15 protein-coding genes and 1 tRNA gene are annotated in these 20,577 nt (G+C 69.9%); 7 read left to right on the forward strand and 9 right to left on the reverse strand.

All coding sequences use genetic code 11. The features are described 5' to 3' along the window. The first annotated feature begins 344 nt into the window (after positions 1–344). The gene (locus tag ACK4S2_RS12955) at positions 345–1,406 is read left to right on the forward strand and encodes a saccharopine dehydrogenase C-terminal domain-containing protein (protein ID WP_409625042.1); all 1,062 of its coding nucleotides are present in this window, start codon (positions 345–347) and stop codon (positions 1,404–1,406) included. On the opposite strand, the gene ACK4S2_RS12960 is transcribed toward ACK4S2_RS12955, so the two are convergent. After that, complete coding sequence (locus ACK4S2_RS12960; RefSeq protein WP_409625045.1) at positions 1,397–2,044, reverse strand: GntR family transcriptional regulator; 648 nt, start codon at positions 2,042–2,044, stop codon at positions 1,397–1,399. The genes ACK4S2_RS12955 and ACK4S2_RS12960 overlap by 10 nt on opposite strands. Positions 2,045–2,228: 184 nt before the next feature. Between ACK4S2_RS12960 and ACK4S2_RS12965 the strand changes: the two genes are divergently transcribed. From ACK4S2_RS12965 to ACK4S2_RS12975, 3 genes are read left to right on the forward strand one after another with little or no spacing between them, the layout of a single operon-like run. Then, positions 2,229–3,020 (forward strand): ABC transporter substrate-binding protein, encoded by a 792-nt coding sequence (locus ACK4S2_RS12965; RefSeq protein ID WP_409625048.1) that lies wholly within the window; start codon positions 2,229–2,231, stop codon positions 3,018–3,020. Between the two features lie 49 nt (positions 3,021–3,069). Further along, on the forward strand, positions 3,070–3,744 hold the full coding sequence (locus ACK4S2_RS12970) for an amino acid ABC transporter permease (protein WP_409625051.1): 675 nt from the start codon (positions 3,070–3,072) through the stop codon (positions 3,742–3,744). Between the two features lie 4 nt (positions 3,745–3,748). Further along, positions 3,749–4,876 (forward strand): aminotransferase class V-fold PLP-dependent enzyme, encoded by a 1,128-nt coding sequence (locus tag ACK4S2_RS12975; RefSeq protein ID WP_409625054.1) that lies wholly within the window; start codon positions 3,749–3,751, stop codon positions 4,874–4,876. 52 nt (positions 4,877–4,928) lie between these two features. On the opposite strand, the gene ACK4S2_RS12980 is transcribed toward ACK4S2_RS12975, so the two are convergent. The 8 genes from ACK4S2_RS12980 to ACK4S2_RS13015 all read right to left on the reverse strand — a co-directional run bounded on the left by ACK4S2_RS12980 (position 4,929) and on the right by ACK4S2_RS13015 (position 16,989). Beyond that, positions 4,929–6,290: a cytochrome P450 gene (locus tag ACK4S2_RS12980; protein ID WP_409625057.1), complete on the reverse strand. Its 1,362-nt coding sequence runs from the start codon at positions 6,288–6,290 to the stop codon at positions 4,929–4,931. Continuing rightward, positions 6,287–7,510 (reverse strand): hypothetical protein, encoded by a 1,224-nt coding sequence (locus ACK4S2_RS12985; protein WP_409625060.1) that lies wholly within the window; start codon positions 7,508–7,510, stop codon positions 6,287–6,289. The genes ACK4S2_RS12980 and ACK4S2_RS12985 overlap by 4 nt, the downstream gene beginning before the upstream one ends. 54 nt (positions 7,511–7,564) lie before the next feature. Beyond that, the gene (locus tag ACK4S2_RS12990; protein WP_409625063.1) at positions 7,565–8,314 is read right to left on the reverse strand and encodes a cytochrome c biogenesis CcdA family protein; all 750 of its coding nucleotides are present in this window, start codon (positions 8,312–8,314) and stop codon (positions 7,565–7,567) included. A 107-nt stretch (positions 8,315–8,421) separates the two neighbouring features. Then, positions 8,422–11,289, reverse strand: a complete 2,868-nt coding sequence (locus tag ACK4S2_RS12995; protein ID WP_409625066.1) for a ribonuclease E/G — start codon at positions 11,287–11,289, stop codon at positions 8,422–8,424. A 695-nt stretch (positions 11,290–11,984) separates the two neighbouring features. After that, on the reverse strand, positions 11,985–13,316 hold the full coding sequence (locus ACK4S2_RS13000) for a sigma-54-dependent transcriptional regulator (protein WP_409625069.1): 1,332 nt from the start codon (positions 13,314–13,316) through the stop codon (positions 11,985–11,987). Between the two features lie 7 nt (positions 13,317–13,323). Beyond that, positions 13,324–15,081 (reverse strand): ATP-binding protein, encoded by a 1,758-nt coding sequence (locus ACK4S2_RS13005; protein WP_409625072.1) that lies wholly within the window; start codon positions 15,079–15,081, stop codon positions 13,324–13,326. A 46-nt stretch (positions 15,082–15,127) separates the two neighbouring features. Then, on the reverse strand, positions 15,128–15,796 hold the full coding sequence (purQ, locus tag ACK4S2_RS13010; protein WP_409625075.1) for a phosphoribosylformylglycinamidine synthase subunit PurQ: 669 nt from the start codon (positions 15,794–15,796) through the stop codon (positions 15,128–15,130). A 314-nt stretch (positions 15,797–16,110) separates the two neighbouring features. Continuing rightward, complete coding sequence (locus ACK4S2_RS13015; protein ID WP_409625078.1) at positions 16,111–16,989, reverse strand: NAD(P)-dependent oxidoreductase; 879 nt, start codon at positions 16,987–16,989, stop codon at positions 16,111–16,113. 71 nt (positions 16,990–17,060) lie between these two features. Here ACK4S2_RS13015 and ACK4S2_RS13020 point away from each other — a divergent pair, with 71 nt between their 5' ends. The 3 genes from ACK4S2_RS13020 (at position 17,061) to ACK4S2_RS13030 (ending at position 20,334) form a co-directional block, all read left to right on the forward strand. Further along, a complete protein-coding gene (locus ACK4S2_RS13020; protein WP_409625081.1) occupies positions 17,061–19,520 on the forward strand; it encodes a penicillin acylase family protein in 2,460 nt (819 codons plus the stop codon). A 50-nt stretch (positions 19,521–19,570) separates the two neighbouring features. Then, a complete protein-coding gene (locus tag ACK4S2_RS13025; protein ID WP_409625084.1) occupies positions 19,571–20,200 on the forward strand; it encodes a DUF1638 domain-containing protein in 630 nt (209 codons plus the stop codon). A gap of 44 nt (positions 20,201–20,244) precedes the next feature. Beyond that, positions 20,245–20,334, forward strand: a tRNA-Ser gene (locus tag ACK4S2_RS13030). Positions 20,335–20,577: the final 243 nt, after the last annotated feature.

Consider the following 20,577-nt stretch of genomic DNA (forward strand, 5'->3'; position numbering starts at 1 on the left):
GGGCGCGAATCGGGCTCGGACGCCTGGAAGGCCTATATGCGGCGGGCGACCAACACGGTGAACTATTCCGCCGCGCTGCCGCTGGCGCACGGCGTGAAGTTCGACATCTGACGCGGGGGGGGCGTGCGAGGGGCTGCGCGCGCGCCCCGCGCCCCGGCGCCGGGGAGGGCTGTCTGCCCTCCCCGGACCCCACCCGAGGATATTTCGGCAAGGTGAAAGGGGCGTCGGCGGAATGGCCGGCGCCCTTGGCATTCTGACGCCCGGATCGGGCGAAACGGGCGATGTGACGCGACCTTTCGGCGGTTCGGGCGGGCAGTCTGCGCGAAACGGAACAGGAGGCGGGAATGGCATTCGAACGGGTGGCGGTGCTGGGACTGGGCAAGGTCGGGCATCTGGCGGCAGAGTTGCTGCGCGAGGCGGGCTTTGCGGTGACGGGGGTGGATGCGCGCGGGCTGGAGGGCGCCGCCTTTCCGGTGCTTGCGGCGGACCTGGGGGATGAGGCCGCCTTGCGCGCCGCGCTGGCGGGTCAGCAGGCGGTGCTGTCGTGCCTGCCGTATCATCTGAACATGCGCGTGGCCTCGGTCGCGCAAGGCATGGGGCTGCATTACTTCGACCTGACCGAAGATGTGCCGACGACGAACCACATCCGCGCGCTGGCGGCGACGGCCGAGGGGCTGATGGCGCCGCAATGCGGGCTGGCGCCGGGGTTCGTGGGCATCGTCGGCGCCGATCTGGCAGCGCAGTTCGACACGGTGCGGTCCTTGCGGTTGCGGGTGGGGGCCTTGCCGCAGCACCCGACGGGGTTGCTGGGCTATGCCTTCAACTGGTCGCCCGAAGGGGTGGTGAACGAATATCTGAACGATTGCGAGGTGATCGAGGACGGCCAGCGCAAGATGGTGTCGGCGATGGAATGGGTCGAGACCATCCATGTCGGCGGGGTGACGCTGGAGGCCTTTACCACCTCGGGTGGCTTGGGCACGATGTGCGAGACCTATGCCGGGCGCATCGCCAACCTGGATTACAAGACCATGCGCTATCCGGGCCATGTGCGGCTGATGAACTTCTTTTTTCACGAGCTGCTGATGCGCGAGGATCGGGCGGCGGCGGGGCGCATCCTGACCAATGCCAAGCCCCCGGTGGAGGAGGACGTGGTTTACGTGCATGTCGCGGCGGAAGGCTGGGCGGAGGGGCAGTTGAAGCGGCGCGAGTTCGTGCGCGCCTATACCCCGGTCGTGCTGGCCGGGCGGCAGCGCACCGCGATTGCCTGGACGACCAGCGCATCGGTGGTGGCGGTGATCGAGATGGTGCGCGCGGGCACCCTGCCGGCCCGGGGGTTCCTCAAGCAGGAGGAGGTGCCGCTGGGCGCGTTCCTGGCCACGCGCACGGGGGCGCTGTTTCAGGGCTGAGCGCGCGCGCGCCAGCTGAGTTCGCCTTCGACGATGAAGTCGCGCATGATGTCGTGCGCGGCCAGGGCATCGCGGGCGCGGAAGGCCGCGAGCAGCGCGCGCTGATTCTTGACGATGGCGCGGCGGGCGGAGTCGTTGCCGATGGTGGCCAGGCGCACGAGCTGGACCTGGGCCACGTAACGCTGGATCGCAGCGCGCAAGGCGCCGTTGGGGATTTCGGCGATCCAGCCGTTGCGGAAGGATTCCGACGCCTGGAAGAACCGCGGCACATCGGCGGTGGGAAAGGTCGATTCCGCCAGGGCGATCGCCTCGGCCAGCCGGTCCATCGCCGGTTCGGGCAAGCTGCGCGCGCAAAGCGCCACCGCGCGCGGTTCCAGCAGGTGGCGCAGTTCGAACACCTCGGCGATCTGGGCGGGGGTCAGCGCCGGCAGCGTGAAGCCGCGCGAGGAGGGTTCGAGGTAGCCTTCGGCGGCAAGGCGCAACAGCGCCTCGCGCACCGGCATGCGGCTGATGCCCATGTCGGCGGCGATGACGGTATCGACCAGCCGATCCTCGCGCCCGAGGGCACCCGAACGGATGCGGTCGAGGTAGAACCGGTAGATGCGTTCGGCGTGGTTGAGGCGCGGCGCGGCGGTCATGGCAATCCGTATACGGTTTGAGGCAGGATAATCGGGCAACAGCGGCAAGCGTCAAGCTGTTTTCGGCAATGCAAGATGTTTCATGTCTGAAATACCGCTTGAACCGTATACGGTTTGTGGCAACATCGGGCCAACCGCCGCACGATTCCAGAACCCGGCGGGTCATCTGACAGGAGGTTTTCCCATGCTGACACGCCGCCTTGCCCTGGGCCTTGTCGCCGCTTTGGCGCTGGGCCTGCCCGCGCTGGCCGAAGGCCCGCTGAAGGTCGCATCCTACCCCGCCAACCCGCCGTGGGAAAACAGGACCGAAGCCGGCACCTTCGAAGGGTTCGAGGTCGATATCGTCAACGAGATCGCCAGGCGGATGGGCACGACGGCCCAGATCGAAGGCTACGATTTCAAGGCGCTGTTCGTGGCCTCGGCCTCGCGCCGGGTGGACATGGTGATTTCCTCGCTGACCATCACCAACGAGCGGCTGGAAAGCCAGAGCTTCACCCAGCCCTATTTCACCGGCGCGCTGGGGGTGGCGGTCAAGGAAGGCTCGCCCATCGCAACGGTCGCGGACCTGAAGGGCAAGGTGGTGGGCTCGATCGCCACGTCCTTCCCGGAAAACTGGCTGAAGGAACGCGCGGCCGAAATCGGCTATGCCGACTACAAGAGCTACGACACCACCGCCAACATGCTGACCGACCTGATGAACGGCCGGCTGGATGCGGCGGTGAACGACGTGGTGGGCCTGCGCTATGCCACGACGCAGATGAAGGGGCTGGCGGTGCCGGCCGAAATCGTCACCGGCGAGAAGTTCGCCATGATGATGCCCAAGGGCCACGAAAAGCTGGAAGCGGTGAACCAGATCATTTCCGACATGAAGACCGACGGCACCATGGCCGCGATCCACGAAAAGTGGTTCGGCGTGAAGCCCGCCGAAGGCAGCCTGACCCTGACGCCGCTGCCGGTGCCGACCTCGGCCGACTGACAGCGACGCGGCCCGCGCGCCGGTGCGGGCCGCCCTTGCGGGGGCCGCGATGGACGCCATCGACATCTTCTTCAACATCGACGTGCTGCGGCGGTCGGTGCCGATCCTGCTGCGGGGTCTGGGCAACACGCTGATGCTGGGCGCGGTGGCGATCCTGTGCGGCACGGCGCTGGGCATCGGCATCAGCCTGGTGCGGCTTTACGCGCCGCGGCCGCTCGCGCTGCTGGCGGTGCTCTATACCGACCTGATGCGGGCGCTTCCGGTGCTGGTGGTGCTGATCCTGATCTATTACGCGCTGCCCTTTGCCGGCATCGTGCTCAGCAGCTTTATCGCCGCCGCCGCGGCGCTGAGCCTGGTGCTGGGCGCCTATGCCGCCGAAGTGGTGCGCGCCGGCATCCAGGCGGTGCCCAGGGGCCAGTTCGAGGCCTCCGCGGCCCTGGGCCTCGGCTTCTGGATGACGATGCGCAAGGTGGTGCTGCCGCAGGCGCTGCGGCTGGTGATTCCGCCTCATGCCTCGAACTGCGTCAGCGTCATCAAGGATACCTCGCTCGCCTCGGTGGTGGCGATGACCGACCTTTTGAAACAGGCGACCGATGCGCAGGCGCTGTTCGCCAACCCGACCCCGCTGATCGGGGCGGCGATCCTTTACGTGATGATCCTGTGGCCGCTGGTGCGGCTGACCGGCTGGCTGGAAAAGCGCTTTGGCCGGGCCTGCGAAAGATGACGCGATGACCGACGGTTCGGCCTATTTCCTTTATCATTCCATCGGGCAATACCCCGGCAAGGCCGCCGATCTGGCCGCGGCAATGGCCGAATTCGCCGGCGTCTGGGGGGCGGCGGACGATGCGCAGTGGCCCTATGCGCTGGGCAAGCGCGCCGCCTTTCTCGACCGTTGGCGCGCCATCCTCAACGCGCCCGAAGGCAGCCTGACCACCAGCGAAAGCGTCACCACCGCGGTGCATGCGCTGTTTTCGGCGCTGCCGCGCGCGGCGCTGCACGGGCGGCGCGTGCTGGTGGCGGCCGACTGCTTTCCTTCGGTGCATTTCCTGCTCACCGGCATGGCCGCGCGCCATGGCTTCGCGCTCGAGACCGTGCCGCTGCGGCAAGGGGCCAGTTGGGTCGAGCCCGAGGATTTCCTCGCACACTGGACCCCGGATGTCGGCGTGGCGCTGATCACCTGGATTTCCTCCACCACCTCGCACCGGGTCGATCTGGCGCCGCTGGTCGCGCATGGCCGGGCGATGGGCTCGATCATCGGGGTGGATGTGACGCAAGGCGCAGGGCTTCTGCCGTTCGACGTGACGGAACCGGCCATCGACTTCGCCGTATCCACCAGCCTCAAGTGGATGTGCGGCACGCCGGGTGCCGGCATCCTGCACGTGGCGCCCGCGCTGACGGCGACCTGCGCGCCGGAACTGCGCGGCTGGTTCAGCCAGCCCGACCCGTTTTCCTGGGCGCTGGACCGCTTCGCCTATGCCCCCGACATCCGCCGGTTCGACAGCGGGACACCGGGGGTGATGGCCGCCGCCGCCAGCCTGCCCGCGCTCGACTGGCACGCCGGCCAGAATCGCACGGCCCTGGTGGCACAGAACGCGGCGCTGCAGGCGCGCCTGCTCGACGGGTTCCGCGCGCTTGACCTGCCCCTGCTCAGCCCCGAGGATCCGGCCCGCCGCGGCGGCAGCCTGATGGTGCGCCTGCCCGACAGCCACCCGGCCCCGGCGGTGCTGGAGGCCTTGCGCGCCCAGGGCATCTACTGCGATGCCCGCAGCCAGACGCTGCGCGCCTCGCCGGGCGCCATGACGACGGCAGACGGGGTCGAGCAGCTGCTTTCGGCCCTGCACCGCCAACTGCACTGAGCCTGCTTTCACCTTGCCCCAAATATCCCGGGGGTGAGGCGCGGCACGCGCCTCAGGGGGCAGCGCCCCCTTGCCCCCGCGGGGTCAGGCGCAGGCGGATGCCATCGCGCGCCCGCACGGTCAGATGCGCCACCGGCACCGGCGGCGGGCCTTCGGGCGCCAGCTGCCAGCGCGCCAGGATCAGCGCCAGCAGCAGCGGACCTTCGGCCATCGCAAACCCGGCGCCGGGGCAGACGCGGGGGCCGGCGGAAAACGGCAGGTAGCCGTCGCGGGCGCAGGCGCGCGTTGCTTCGCGGCTCCAGCGGTCGGGGTCGAAGCCGTCGGGGTCGTCCCAGATGCGTTCGTGCCGGTGCAGGTGCCAGGGCGAGATCACCACCTGCGCCCCCGGCGCCACCTCGCGGTCGCGGAAACGTTCGGGCTGCACCGTCTCGCGCACCATCATCGGCACGGGGGGGTAAAGGCGCAGCGCCTCGCGGAACACGTCGCGGGTAAAGCCGAGCCGCCGCAGGTTTCCGAACGCGGGTTCGGCCACAAAGGCCGCGGCCTCGGCCGCCGCGCGCGCCTGCGCCTGCGGATGGGTGGCCAGCAGATAGAGCGCCCAGGCCAGCGCCGAGGCGCTGGTTTCGTGCCCGGCCAGAAAGAAGATCGCCACCTGATCGACCATTTCGGCGGTGTCGAAGCCTTCGCCCGTTTCGGGGTCGGTCGCGGTCATGATCTTGGTGGCCAGGTCGTCGGGCGCGGTGCCGGCGGCGATGGCGGCGGCGCGTTCGGCCGTGAGCCCGGCGATCAGCGCCCGGATCTCGCGCGCGGCCGTCAGCGTGCGGCGGCGGTGCAGGCGCGGCATCCAGCGCGGCAAGGGCACGAAGGCCGCCAGGTTCAGGATCGGCTGCGTGCGCTGATAGTCGCGGAACCGCGCGAACACCGCCTGCGCCACCGCGTGGTCGATCGGTATGGAAAACAGCGTGCGAAAGATCACGTCGGCGGCGGCATGGCTGGCCTCGGCCTCGATCTCGACCGTGCCGGGGGTCAGCCGCGCTGCCGCCGCCTGCCCGGCCGCCAGCATGGCGGCAAAGGTGTCGCGCAGGCGCCCGCCTTCGAAGGCCGGGTCGATGATGCGGCGCTGGCGTTTCCACAGCGCGCCGTTGGTCAGGAACACCGATTGCCCCAGGAGCGGGCGCAACCCTTCGCCGATGCGGTCCGACTTGGGAAAGGTGTCGGGCCGCTCGGTCAGCACGCGGCGCACGAGGGCCGGGTCGTTGCACAGGTAGCTGCGGAAGAACGGCGTGCGGAACTCGGCCATCCAGGCCCGGTAAAGCCGGGCCGGTTGCGCCGACAGGATATCGGCCCGGAACAGCTGCAGATAGCGCCAGAGCGACACGCGGTCGGCGCGCGGGGCGGGCTTGGGCGGCTTCATGGCGCCAGGTCCCGCCAGGGCGAGGCCGGGCGGGCGATGCGGCCGGGGCTGGGCGCGCGGGCGCCGAAGCGGGCCCACAGCGTGCGCGGCCCGGCGGTAACGCGGAAATAGTCGTAGGCATCGGGCGCGTCGGGCAGTGCATCGAAGGCGCACAGATACTGGAAATGCAGCCGGAAATAGCGCCGGCGCAGCTGCGCCTGCTTGCCCGCCGACAGGGTCTGCGAAAACGCCGCCGACAGCACCAGCGGCCAGCGCGCGCCCGGCGGCGCCACGCCCGTCACCGCCACCGGGTCGCACAGCGCAAAGGTGCAGCCATCGCCCGGGGCGCTGACATCGACCCAAGGCACCCGCCCCTGCCCCGCCATCAGCGCCAGGTCCGCCCGCAGCCGCCCGGCCCGCGGCAGGAACGACACCATCGGCACCGCCTGCCCCAGCGTCAGGAACGACAGCACCGGCCCCTCGGGCAGGCCCGCGCGGATCAGGTCGGCCAGCACCGTGGCCCCCAGATGCGCGCCCGAAGAATGGCCGACCACCAGCACCTCGTCGGCGCCTTCGTCCAGCGCGGCGCGGATGCGGGCGCCAAAGGCCGCCAGCCGGGTTTCCAGCGCCGGGTCATAGGCCCCGCCCCGCGCGGCGGAATAGGCGAAATCGTGCATCAGGTAATGCGCGAAGATGCGCCCGTCGAGCCGCTGGAACCCGCGCAGCACCAGCCAGACCACCGGCACCGCCAGCAGCACCGCCGCCCCGCCGGGCATCAGCCCTGCCAGCGCCTCGGCCAGCAGCCAGGCCAGCGCCAGCGCCAGTGCCAGTTGCCCCAGCAGCACCGCCACCGGATACATCGCCGCCAGCAGCGGCCCCTTGCGCAACCCGATCAGCGGCCCCAGCGCGCCGCTGGCGATATAGACCCAGGCGGTGCGCGCCAGCTGGCCATAGGTGGCCAGCACCCCGCCGGGCATCGCCGCCTTGACCAGATCGTGCCAGACCAGCACCTCGAACCGCGAGACGACCTCGGCGCCTTCGATGCGGGCGGTCACCGTCCAGCCGAAGGCGGCGCCCTTGTCGGACGGGGCAAGGCCGAGGTCGTAGCCCGAAAGCCGCGCCTGTTCGGCGCCTTCCTTGCGGTAAAGTTCGCGGTAGCGGCGCGGCGGGTGCGGGTCGAAGCCGGGGATGTAGAACACCACCCGCCGCGCCACCTGCCCGCCTTGCTGCCCGCCTTGCATGCCTTGCTGCCCTGCCCTGCCCCCGGCCCCTGCCCCCGGCCTGCGGCCAGAGGATCAGCCCAGCGTGGCCAGAATGGGGAAAGTTTCAAGCAGCCAGAAGGAGAATGCGGCAAACTGGCCGGTCGCCATCATCAACCCGACGGTCCAGAGCAGCAGGCCCGAGATGCGCTCGATCCGGTTCATGTGGCGCTTCATCCAGGCCATCGGGCCCGACAGCGCCGGAAAGAACGCCGCCACCAGCAGAAAGGGGATGCCCAGCCCCACGGCATAGCCTGCCAGAAGCACCGCGCCGCGGGCCATGTCGGCCTCGGTCGCGGCCATCGACAGGATGGCACCAAGGATCGGGCCAAGGCAAGGCGTCCAGCCGAAGGCAAAGGCCAGCCCCAGCACATAGGCGCCAAAGGCCGATCCGCCGTGGTCGCCCGCCTCTACCCGTGCCTCGCGGTCGAGAAAGCCCAGACGGAACACGCCGACGAAATGCGCACCGAACACCATGATGACCAGGCCCGCGATGGTGACGAACCAGTCCTGCCAGGCCAGCAGGGCCCGCCCCAGCGCGCTGGCCGCCACCCCGAGGATCAGAAAGACGGTGGAAAGCCCCAGCACGAAGAACGCCGCCGCCAGCACCACCGGGCCGCGGCCGCTGCGCCCTTGCATCTGCTGCACCGAGACACCGCCCATGTAGGCCAGGTAAGGCGGCACGATGGGCAGAACGCAGGGGCTGAGAAAGGACAAAAGACCCGCCACCAGCGCCACCATCAGCGCCGGCAGCAACCCTGCGTCGATCAGTTCCAACCCGGACATGCAGCCTCCGCCCAAGAAATCGCCCCGCGCCGGTTGTGGCACGGGGCCCGGTCCGCGTCACGCCGGCGGCGGTCACATTGGCGTGGCCGGCCGCCGGTGCCAGAGGCTCAGCGGCCCAGCGACCACCAGCCCTTGCGCCGCGGCTTGGCGGCGGCTTCGGGCTCGGGCGCCGGTTCGGGCGCCGGTTCGGGCCCGGCCTCGACCACCGGGGCCGAGCTTTCGGGCCAGTCGGCGGCCGGTGCGGACGGCGCCGGATCGGGCGCGACCGCCAGTTCGGGCAGGGCCTGGACCGGATCGGGCGCCGCAGCGGCCGGGGCGGGCGCCGGGGTTGCCTCGGCAACCGGGGCAGCTTCGGCGGCCGGGGTGGCTTCGGCCACCGGAGCCGGCGCCTCGGCCGCAGGCTCGGTCGCCTTGGGCTTGCGGGTGCGGCCCGAGGTGGAGCCGGTGCGCTTGCGCGCGGGCTTGGCGGCCGGTTCGGCAGGCGCGGCCGCGGCCGCGGGTTCGGGGGCCTGCGGCGCCGCGGCGGGGGCGGCCTCGGCGGCCTCGGTGGCCGCAGGCTTCTTGCGCGACCGGCTGCGGGTCGGCTTGGCCGGGGCGGCTTCGGCAGTTTCGGCAGCGGCGGCTTCGGCGGGGGGCGCCGCCTCGGCCGCGGGGGCCGGCGCGGGTTCGGCCGGCGCAGCCGCGGCTTCGACGGCCGCAACGGGTTCCGCCGCGGCGGCAGCCTCGGCCGGCGCGGCCTCGTCCTCGGCCTCGCTGTCGGCCTCGCTGTCGGCCTCGTCGCCGTCCTCGGCCTCGTCCTCGTCGGTGCCCATCGCTTCGGCGCTGCCGGGGGCGCCGTCCTTGCCCGAGCCGCGGCGGCGGCGGCGGCGGCGGCGCTTCTTGCGGCCGTTGCCGTCGGCCTCGCGCGCTTCGGCGGCGGGGGCAGCGGCGGCGGGCGCCTCGGCCTCGGCTTCGGCCTCGACCTCGGGTTCGACGGCCTCGGGCAGCGCGTCCTCGGCCGCTTCGGCGGCGGCGGCGGCGGCGATCTCGGCTTCGTCCAGATCCGGCATCGAGGAGGTATCGAGCGAAACGACCGGCGCCACCGGCACCACGACGCGGGTTGCGGTCTTGAACTTCTCGATCGTGTAGTCGGGGCTGACGAGGGCGGGGTCTGCCTCCATCCGCACCGACATGGCGTAACGCTGTTCGATCTGCGCCAGGTGTTCGCGCTTGTGGTTGAACAGGTAGTTCACGATGCCGACCGGCGCCTTGAGCAGCACCTCCTTGGAGCGGCGGCGGGTGCCTTCTTCTTCCAGCGCGCGCAGGATGTTCAGCGCCATGCTGTCGTCGCTGCGGATCAGGCCGGTGCCGTGGCAATGCGGGCAAGGCTGGGTCGTCGATTCCAGCATGCCGGGGCGCAGGCGCTGGCGCGACATTTCCAGCAGACCGAAGCCCGAGATGCGGCCGACCTGGATGCGGGCGCGGTCGGTTTTCAGCTTGTCCTTCAGGCGCTTCTCGACGGCGGCGTTGTTCTTGCGCTCTTCCATGTCGATGAAGTCGATGACGATCAGGCCGGCGAGGTCGCGCAGACGCAGCTGCCGGGCGATTTCGTCGGCGGCTTCGAGGTTGGTCTTGAGCGCGGTTTCCTCGATCGAGCCTTCCTTGGTGGCGCGGCCCGAGTTGACGTCGATGGCCACCAGCGCCTCGGTCACGCCGATCACGATGTAGCCGCCGGATTTCAGCTGCACCGTGGGGTTGAACATGCCGGCGAGATAGCTTTCGACCTGGTAGCGGGCAAACAGCGGCTGGGAATCGCGATAGTGCTGCACGACCCCGGCCTGCGAGGGCATTATCATGCGCATGAAGTCCTTGGCGGTGCGATAGCCGGCCTCGCCTTCGACCAGCACCTCGTCGATCTCGCGGGTGTAGAGATCGCGGATGGTGCGCTTGATGAGGTTGCCTTCCTCGTAGATCGGCGCGGGGGCGTGCGACTTGAAGGTCAGTTCGCGGATCTGTTCCCACAGCCGGCAGAGGTATTCGTAGTCGCGCTTGATTTCCGGCTTGGTGCGCTTGGCGCCGGCGGTGCGGATGATGAGCCCCGCACCTTCGGGCACGGTGATTTCCGAGGCGATTTCCTTGAGCTTCTTGCGGTCCACCGCGTTGGTGATCTTGCGGCTGATGCCGCCGCCGCGCGCGGTGTTGGGCATGAGCACGCAGTAGCGCCCGGCGAGGCTGAGGTAGGTGGTCAGCGCCGCACCCTTGTTGCCGCGTTCTTCCTTGACCACCTGGACCAGCATGATCTGCCGGACCTTGATGACCTCCTGAATCTTGTATTTCTTGTGGCGCGGGCGGCGCGGCTCGGGGATTTCCTCGGCGAGGTCTTCCTCGGCGACGGATTCGATCTCGTCGTCGTTGTCGGCGGCGTGATCCATCGCGCGGTAAGGTTCGTCGCCGGCCTCGGCGGGCTCGTCGCCGGCCGGTTCTGCGGCAGGGGCTTCGGCGGCAGGCGCCGGGGCCAGGGGGGCGGGCGTTTGCCCGGCATCGTCGAACAGCGCGTCGGCGCCGGTTTCCTCGCCCAGATCGACGACATCCATGCCGGCGATCTCGGCGGTGGCCACCTCGTCGGCGGCGCGCGGCCCCTCGCTGCGCGCGGGTTGCGGGCGCGGGCGGCGACGGATGCCGTTTTCCTCGTCGGCGGCGGCGCGCTGCATGGCGCGCTCTTCCTCGATCAGGGCTTTGCGGTCGGCCACCGGGATCTGGTAGTAGTCCGGGTGGATTTCGGCAAAGGCCAGGAACCCGTGGCGGTTGCCGCCATAGTCCACGAAGGCCGCCTGAAGCGAGGGTTCGACGCGCGTTACCTTGGCAAGGTAGATGTTGCCGGCAAGCTGGCGCTTGTTGACGGTTTCGAAGTCGAATTCCTCGACCTTGTTGCCGTCCACCACCACGACCCGGGTTTCTTCCGGGTGGGTGGCATCGATAAGCATTTTCTTAGACATTTTGGTCCATGGCACCCGCGCCGCCGGTCCGGCCCGGGGGGTGCCCCGGACAAGGGATCGACGGGGGAAGGGCGGCTTGTTCGGGCGATGCGGCGGGCGGGGTGCGCGGGCGGCGCGGCCTGGGGCCGCCCCGTCATCCTCTGCACCGATCCGTCTTGCGCCATCGCGGTTCTCTCACGAGGGCCTTGCGGCGCCCCGACTGGTTGCACCCGTCCGGCCTTGCGGTCTGGCGGGCAATTTGCGGCCTTGCGGCCATTCCGGCTGCGACCTGCACGGCAGACCGGGGCCAGCGGCCCCGCGCTGCGGCGGGCACAGAGAATTTCTTGCGTCGGACGAACCTTCGCGTAGGGCGACCCTATCGGCAAACCGCCCGGAATGACAATGGCAAATCGCCCGGGCCGCGCCCTGCGCCGCACCACCCGCCGACCGGCGAAGGAAAATCGCCGTTCGACTGCCAAGGTGCCGTCGCTTGGCCTTGTCCCGTTGCCTTGCGCCCAGGTCGGCGCAAGGGTGCAAACACCGCAGACGCGTCGGGCAAGCGTGCCTTGCGGGCGGTCGTCGCCGTTCGGGCGGCCGAGCCGCCGGCCGTGTTGCCTTGGAACAACCTCCGATGACGCGATGGCCGCGATCGGCACACGACGGCGCGGCGCCGGCGCCTTGCCGCAAGGCCCCGGCGGGGTGCTGCGAGGCCGGGGTCAGACGTAATCCTGCCGCTGCAAGCCGTATTTCGCCATCTTTTCGTTCAGCGTGCGCCGCGGCAGGCACAGCTCCTCCATCACCGCCACGATGCTGCCCTTGTGGCGGCGCATGGTGTTGTCGATCAGCATGCGCTCGAAGGCATCGACGTAATCCTTCAGCGGCTTGCCTTCGGTGGTCATCGCCGGGCCCGAAGCCTCGTTGTCGGCCATAAGCAGGCTGGCGATGGAGCCCGACCCGCGCCGGTTCTGCAGCACCGCGCGTTCGGCGATGTTCACCAGCTGGCGCACGTTGCCGGGCCAGGGCGCCTGCAGCAGTTGCGCGGCCTCCTGCGCAGTGACCTGCGGCGCCTCGCAGCCGTATTCCTCGGCGAACTGTTCGACCATGCGGGTGAACAGCACCAGGATATCCTCGCCGCGGGTGCGCAGCGGCGGCAGGGTGATCTTCATTGCGCCCAGCCGGTAATACAGGTCGGGGCGCAACACGTCTTCCAGCGTCTTGTCGGGGGCGTGTTCGTTGCAGATGGCGATGATGCGGGTTTCCGGCGGCGTGCCCTGTTCGTCGATCGCCGCCAGCAGCCGCGCCTGCAAGGCGTTGGGCAAGGCCTCGATGTCTTCGAGGCAGAGCGTGCCGCCGCGCGCCTCCTCCAGCAGCGGCAAGCCGGCGCCTTCGGCCACCGGGCCGAACAGCCGCTGTTCCAGCGCGGTTTCGGAATAGGCGGCGCAGGAAATCGTCACGAACTTGCGGCTGGCGCGCGGCCCCACGGCGTGCAGCGCGTGGGCCACCAGCGTCTTGCCGGTGCCGGTTTCGCCGTCGATCAGCACGTGGCTGTCGGCCTGCCCCAGATCGAGGATATCCTCGCGCAGCCGTTCCATCGCCGGGCTGGCCCCGATGAGCTTCTTCATCAGCGTGCCGCCATCGGACAGTTCGCGCCGCAGCGCCCGGTTGTCGAGCGTCAGGCGCCGCTGGTTGGTGGCCTTTTTCGCCAGATCGGTCATGCGGTCGGGGTTGAACGGCTTTTCCAGAAAGTCGAAGGCCCCGATGCGCATCGCCTCGACCGCCATCGGCACGTCGCCATGCCCGGTTATCATGATGACCGGCAGGCCCGAATCCATGCCCATCAGCCGCTTGAGCAAGGCCATGCCATCCATCCCCGGCATCTTGATGTCGGAAATCACCACACCGGGATAGTCCGGCCCGATCGCCTTCAGCGCCTCCTCGGCGCTGGCGTGGGTTTCGGTATCGAACCCCGACAGTGCCAGCCACTGACTGATCGAGGCGCGCATGTCCGCCTCGTCATCGACAATCGCAACCTTCATCGCCCGTGCCATGCCATCCTCATTCGGCCGCCTGTGCAGCCTTGTCCAGTAACGGAAGCGAAAGCTCGAAGACAGCCCCGCCCTCTTCACCATTGCGCGCGGTCAGCCGCCCGCCGAGGTCCGAGGCGATCCCCGACGAGATCGCCAGCCCCAGCCCGATGCCTTCGCCGGGTTTCTTCGTGGTCCAGAACGGTTCGAACAGCTTGTCGAGGTCGCTGATGCCGGGGCCGTTGTCGGTGACGGTCAGCACCGCCGATTCCCCGAGACTCAGCGCCAGGTCGATGCGCGGTTCGGCCACATCGCGCGTGGCATCCAGCGCGTTGCGCAAGAGGTTGATGATGACCTGTTCCAACCGGATCCGGTCGGCCAGCACCATCACCGGCGCCCGCGGCAAGGCCCGGCTGATGCGCACGCGCCGCGGCTTGAGCTGCGGTTCCATCATGCTCAGCGCCTCGCCGATGCAGGCTTTGAAATCCACCGGGGCAAAGGCCTCGCCGCCCTTGCGGGCATAGGATTTCAGCTGCCGGGTGATGGCGCCCATGCGGTCGATCAGGTCGTCGATGCGCTGAAAGCTCGACAGCGCCTCCTCGGCCTTGCGCCGTTGCAACAGCAGCCGCGCCCCGGCCAGATAGGTCTTCATCGCCGCCAGCGGCTGGTTCAGCTCGTGGCTGACCGCCGCCGACATCTCGCCCAGCACGGCCAGCTTGGAGGATTGCGCCAGCGTCTGTTCGGCGACGGCCAGGTTTTCCTGCATGCGCTGGCGCTCGGCGATTTCGCGCTGAAGGCGCGCGTTCAGCAGGCGCAGCTCGGCCGATTCGCGCTGGAACGCCCGGCTTTGCGATTGCGCCTGGCGCGAGGTCAGCCAGAACCCGGCCGCCATCAGCAGCGCGAAGCCCATGATTTCCATTGCAAGAAACGCGTTCACCCGCTCGCGCACCGAATCGTAGCGGGAAAACACCACCATGCGCCAGCCGCGAAAGGGCACGCGGGCATCGGTGCGCATCACCGCCTCGCCGCGCACATAGGCATCGGGCGCGGTCTGCGCCCAGTCGGCCGTGGCCTTGAGCGCGCGGCCGATCGCGGTGGGGGGGTCGCGCAGCTCCAGCGCCTGGTCCAGCGGCAACCCGCGCCAGCGCGGTTCGGTGGCCAGCACGACGATGCCTTCGCTGTCCATCACCGCCACGGCGTCGGTCAGGCCGGCCCAGGAGCGTTCGTATTTCATCAGGTCGACCTCGACCACGATCACCCCGCGCGAGCGCCCCTCGGCCATCAGCGCGCGCGAGAAGGTAAAGCGGAACCCCCCCGATTCCCGCCGCCCCGAGGTGAAAATGGTTTCCTTGCCGCGCTGCGCCTCGACGTAATAGGGCTGGTTGCGGTGGCTGGTGCCCAGCCGGTTGCGGTCGGTCGCGGCCACGGTGCGGCCTTCGGCATCCAGCAGCAGCATCGAGGCGGTGCCCAGTTCGCCTTGCAGGCTGATGAGCCGCTGCGAGGTCACCGAATAGTCGCCACGCTCCAGCGCGCCGGTCAGCGCCGGGTCGCGTGCCAGCAGCAAGGGCACCACCGAATTGCGCTGCAGCTCGCTCATCAGGTTGCCGGTATACAGCGCAAGGCGCACCTCGGCGCGGTTGCGGGTGGCCTCGGTGAAGCGCTGGGTCAGGAACTGGTGGGTATACCAGACCACCGCCACCGCAAGGCCGACCACGGCAAAGGCCAGCAGGCGCAGCACGATCTGCCGCCTTCGGAACGCCTTGTCATCGCTGTCGTCGCCTGCGCTCATGGCGCCAGTCTAGGCACCGCGCGGGCTTGCGTCCAGCGCGGCGGCCTCACGCCTGCGCCATCAGCCCGGCCAGCGCGCGGAACATCGCCGCCCCGTCGCTGGCCCCCAGCGCCGGGTCGGCCGCGCGTTCCGGGTGCGGCATCAGGCCCAGGACGCGGCGGTTGGCCGACAGCACCCCGGCAATGTCCAGCGCAGCCCCGTTTGGGTTCTGCACATAGCGGAAGGCGATGCGGTCTTCGGCCTGCAGCGCGGTCAGCGTTTCGGGGTCGGCCTGGTAATTGCCGTCGTGGTGGGCCACCGGAAAGGTCACGATCTGCCCGGCCGCATAGCCGCGGGTAAAGGCGCTGTCGGCGGTGGCCACCTGCAAGGCCACCGGCTTGCAGATGAAGCGCAGCCCCGCGTTACGCATCAGCGCGCCGGGCAGAAGCCCGGCCTCGGTCAGCACCTGGAAGCCGTTGCAGATGCCCAGCACATGGCCGCCCCGCGCGGCGTGGCGCGCCACCGCCGCCATCACGGGCGCCCGCGCCGCAATCGCCCCGCAGCGCAGGTAATCGCCGTGGCTGAACCCGCCCGGAATGCCCACCACATCCACGCCGGCCGGCAATTCGGCATCCTTGTGCCAGACCCGGGCCACGGCAAAGCCCGCCTGTTCGAAGGCCACGGCCAGGTCGCGGTCGCAGTTCGACCCGGGAAAGGTGACGACGGCAGCTTTCATGGCGGCACTCCTCGGCTTGGCGCTGCCCGGCTCATAGCGCAAGGCCACGCGCCCTTCCAGCCCCGCGAGGCCCCCGACCGCGCGTCGGGGCAAATATCCCCCGGATGGGGGCCCAGGGGGCGGGGTTTCTCAAGGGGGCGGTCCGCCCCCTTGAGGCGGGGGGGGGGGGGGGGGGGGGGGCCCCCCCCCCCCCCCCCGCCGGCGCGGGGGGGGGGGGGCCCCCGCGGCGGGCGCCCCCGCCGCGCGCGCCCCCCCCCCCCCCCCCCCCCCCCCCCCCCCCCCCCCCCCCCCCCCCCCCCCCCCCCTTCCCGGCGTCAGCCCTTGTCGAAGGCGCGCAAACGGGCGATCAGGCTCGACGTGTCCCAGCGCCCGCCGCCCATCTTCTGCACGTCCTTGTAATACTGGTCGATCAGCGCGGTTCCCGGCAGGCTGGCGCCGATCTGGTCGGCGGTGGCCAGGCAGATGCCCAGATCCTTGCGCATCCAGTCCACCGCGAAACCGAAGTCGAACTTGCCGGCCAGCATGGTCTTGTGGCGGTTGACCATCTGCCAGCTGCCGGCCGCCCCGCCCTGGATCACATCCACCACCGCCTCGCCGTCGAGCCCGGCCTTCTGGGCAAAGTGCAGCGCCTCGGCCAGGCCCTGCACCAGCCCCGCGATGGCGATCTGGTTGACCATCTTGGCCAGCTGCCCCGACCCGCTTTCGCCCAGGCGCTTTACGGTGCGGCCATAGGCGGCCATCACCGGCTCGGCGGCGGCGTAATGCGCGGCATCCCCACCGCACATGATCGACAGCACCCCGTTTTCCGCGCCGGCCTGCCCGCCCGACACCGGCGCATCGACAAAGCCGAGGCCAAGGGCCGCCGCGGCCGCCGCCATCTCGCGCGTCACCTGCGCCGACACGGTGGTGTGGTCCACGAACACCGCCCCCGGCGCCATGCCGGCAAAGGCGCCATCCGCACCGGTGCAGACCGCGCGCAGGTCGTCGTCATTGCCCACGCAGGCCATCACGAAATCCTGCCCTGTCGCCGCCTCGCGCGCGGTGGCGGCGCGCGCCCCGCCGTGGCGGGCCACCCAGGCCTCGGCCTTGGCGGCGGTGCGGTTCCACACCGTCACCTGATGGCCCTTGGCCACCAGATGCCCCGCCATCGGAAACCCCATCACCCCCAACCCCAGAAACGCGACCCGTGCCATGTCTTTCCCCCGCTTTCGCTTTGGTCTACCGTCCCCTCCACATACCTTGCCGCGCGACCGGAGCAAGCCCGATGCCCACACTTTTCCGCTGGCTGCTGCGCAGCTTTACCGCGCTGATGGTCCTGATCGCGCTGGCGCTGGCCTTCGTCTGGACGGTGCTGAGCCGCTCGATTCCGGACTACGACACCACCTGGCGGGTCAGCGGCATTTCCGGCCCGGCCGAGATCGTGCGCTCCAACGCCAACGTGCCGCACATCTTCGGGCCGACCGATGCGGATGTGTTCTTCGGCCTCGGGTTTGCCCATGCGCAGGATCGGCTCTGGCAGATGACCCTGCTGCGCCGCACCGCGCAAGGCCGGCTGTCCGAGATTTTCGGCGCCCGCACCGCGCGGATCGACGAATTGCTGCGCCGGCTCGACCTTTACAACCTGTCGATCCAGTCGGTCGCCGCGCAGGACCCCGAGACGATCGCCGCGCTCGAGGCCTATGCCCGCGGGGTCAATGCCTGGCTGGCGCAGGTCAACGAAGGGGCGCTGGGGCGGGGGGCGCCGGAATTCTTCCTGTTCGATCCCGAGATCGCGGTCTGGCAACCGGCCGACTCCATCGCCATCATCAAGCTGATGGGCCTGCAGCTTTCGGCGCACCTCGAGGCCGAGGTGCTGCGCGCCCGGCTTTCGATGCTGCTGCGCCCCGAACGGCTGCGCGACATCCTGCCCGACGATCCGGGCCAGGGGGTGGCGGCCCTGCCCGATTTCGCCAGCCTGTTTCCCGGCGTGGCGCCCAGCCGGGCGGCGCTCGACATCCCCGCCGACCCGCTGTCGCCCTTCCCGCGCCGCGCCTTTGCCGGCGCCTCGAACGCCTGGGCGGCCGCACCCGCACGCGCGGCGGCCGGCGGCAGCCTGCTGGCCAACGACCCGCATCTTGGGTTCACCGCGCCGTCGATCTGGTATCTGGCCCGGCTGGAGTTGCAGTCGGGCGGGGTGATCGGCGGCACCATCCCCGGCGTGCCGGTGGTGATGGCGGGCCGGTCCGAAGGCTTCGGCTGGGCGCTGACCTCGAGCTATCTCGACGACCAGGATGTGTTCATCGAAAAGGTCAACCCCGACAACCCGGAACAATACCTGACCCCGACCGGCTGGAAACCCTTCGAGACCCGCCGCTCGATCGTGACGATCAAGGATGCCGAGCCGCTGACGCTGACCCTGCGCTGGACGGAGAACGGCCCCGTGCTGCCCGGCACGCATTACGATCTGGCCAGCATCACCCCGCCCGGCCATGTCGCCAGCGTCGCCTGGACGGTGCTGCGCGGCGACGACCGTTCGATGACGGCGGCGATGCGGCTGATGCGGGCGCGCAACATCGACGAGGGCATCGCCGCCGGGGCCGATTTCGTGGCCCCCTCGCAGAACGTGACGATGGCCGACCGCGAACGGGTGGCGATGGTGACCATCGGCCACATGCCGGCGCGCGACCCGGGCCACCAGACCCGGGGCCGCCTGCCCGCCCCGGGGTGGGAGGCGGTGAACCGCTGGCAAGGCACCCTGCCCTACGACAGCACCCCCCGCTTCGTCGACCCAACCACCGGGATCCTCGGCAACACCAACAACAAGACGGTGGATCGCCCCTTTCCCGACCATGTCAGCTACGAATGGGGCGACACCCAGCGCATCCAGCGCTGGCTGCGGCTGATGCGCGCGCGCGACGTGCACACCCGCGAAAGCTTCATCGAGGCGCAGCTCGATACCGTCAGCCCCGCGGCGCGCACGCTGTTGCCGCTGATCGGGGCCGAGCTGTGGTTCACCGGCGAACCCGCCCCCGCCGGCACCCCCGAGCGGCGGCGCCAGCAGGCGCTGGCGCTTCTGGCCGAGTGGAACGGCGAAATGAACGAACACATGCCCGAGCCGCTGATCGCCTCGATGTGGTTGCGCGTGTTGCAGGACAAGCTGATCCGCGACGATCTGGGCCCCTTGGCCGACGAATTCACCCATGTGGAGCCGGTGTTCCTCGAACGGGTGTTCCGCAACACCGAAGGCGCGTCGCGCTGGTGCGACATCATCCAGTCCTCGCCCGAGGAAACCTGCGCCGACCTTGCGCGCATCGCGCTGGACGAGGCGCTGTTGCAGCTGAGCGAACGCTACGGCACCAACATCGAAAGCTGGCGCTGGGGCGATGCGCATCAGGCCACGCACGATCACCCGACGCTGGGCCAGGTGCCGGTGCTGCGGCATCTGGTGAACATCCGCCAGTCCACCTCGGGCGACGATTTCACCCTGATGCGCGGGCGCACCAGCGGCAAGGCGCCCGACCCGTTCCTGAACGTGCACGGGGCGGGGTATCGCGGCGTCTACGATTTCGCCGACCCCGACAGTTCGGTGTTCATCATCTCCACCGGGCAGTCGGGGCATCCGCTCAGCCGCTTCTACGACGATCTCGGCGAATTGTGGCGGCGGGGCGAATACATTCCCATGTCGCTCGACACCGGGTTGGCCAAGGCCGCGGCCGTGGGCATCACCCGGCTGGAACCGCGCTGAGCGCGGGGCCGGCCTTGACGCGCCGGCCCCGAAGGCGCAGCTTGCCGGGCATGAGCCCCGATGTGCTGCCCTCGCCCCCCGCCCTGCCCCCCGCCCTGCCCCGCGTGCTGCTGATCGCCTGCGGTGCGCTGGCGCACGAGATTCTGGCGGTGACGCGGGCGAACGGCTGGACCCACCTCGACCTGCACTGCCTGCCGGCCAACCTGCACCTGTGGCCCGACCGCATCCCCGACGCCGTCGAGCGCGCGGTGGTCGAACGGCGAGGCGGATACGACCGGGTCTATGTCGTCTATGCCGATTGCGGCACCGGCGGGCTGCTGGCGGCGCGCTGTGCCGCGCTTGGGGTCGAGATGGTGCCGGGCCCGCATTGCTATGCGTTTTTCGAAGGGCTCGACCGTTTCGCCGCGCTGGACGAGATCGATGCCTTTTACCTGACCGATTTCCTCGTGCGCCAGTTCGATGCCTTCGTCTGGCGCCCGATGGGCTTCGACCGCCACCCCGAGCTGATCGCGATGATGTTCGGCAATTACCGCAAGCTGGTCTACCAGGCGCAGACCGACGACCCCGCGCTGGACGCGCTGGCCGCCGCCCACGCCGCGCGCCTCGGCCTGGCCTACGAGCGCCGCTTCACCGGATACGGCGACCTCGTGCCCGCGCTGGCCCACGCCGCCCGCCCCTGACCCCCCTTGCGCCGCCCCGCCCGGGCAGGTAAGACGCACCCCGTGGACAGTTGGCCGAGTGGTCGAAGGCGCACGCCTGGAAAGTGTGTAGGCGGGGAACCGTCTCGAGGGTTCGAATCCCTCACTGTCCGCCAGTACCCGTTGATTACAAAGGTTTTTTCGGGATTTTTTGGAGCTACCCGCCAACTGACCCGCAATCTGTCAATGCAATTGGATGCGACAGGTTTTCACAACAGGGTTCTGTCGACTTGCGGAGCTTAGAGCGTTTCCCGATCATTGTGGTTCATAGCCTGCTGCGGTGAAGAAGTTGGCGCTCTCCCCGGGGGTGATGAGATCGACGAGCCGTCCGATGGCGTCCCAGAGGGCCGCAACGGTTC

Origin of the sequence: Gemmobacter sp., assembly GCF_046292685.1 — a bacterium.
Lineage (GTDB): Bacteria > Pseudomonadota > Alphaproteobacteria > Rhodobacterales > Rhodobacteraceae > Wagnerdoeblera.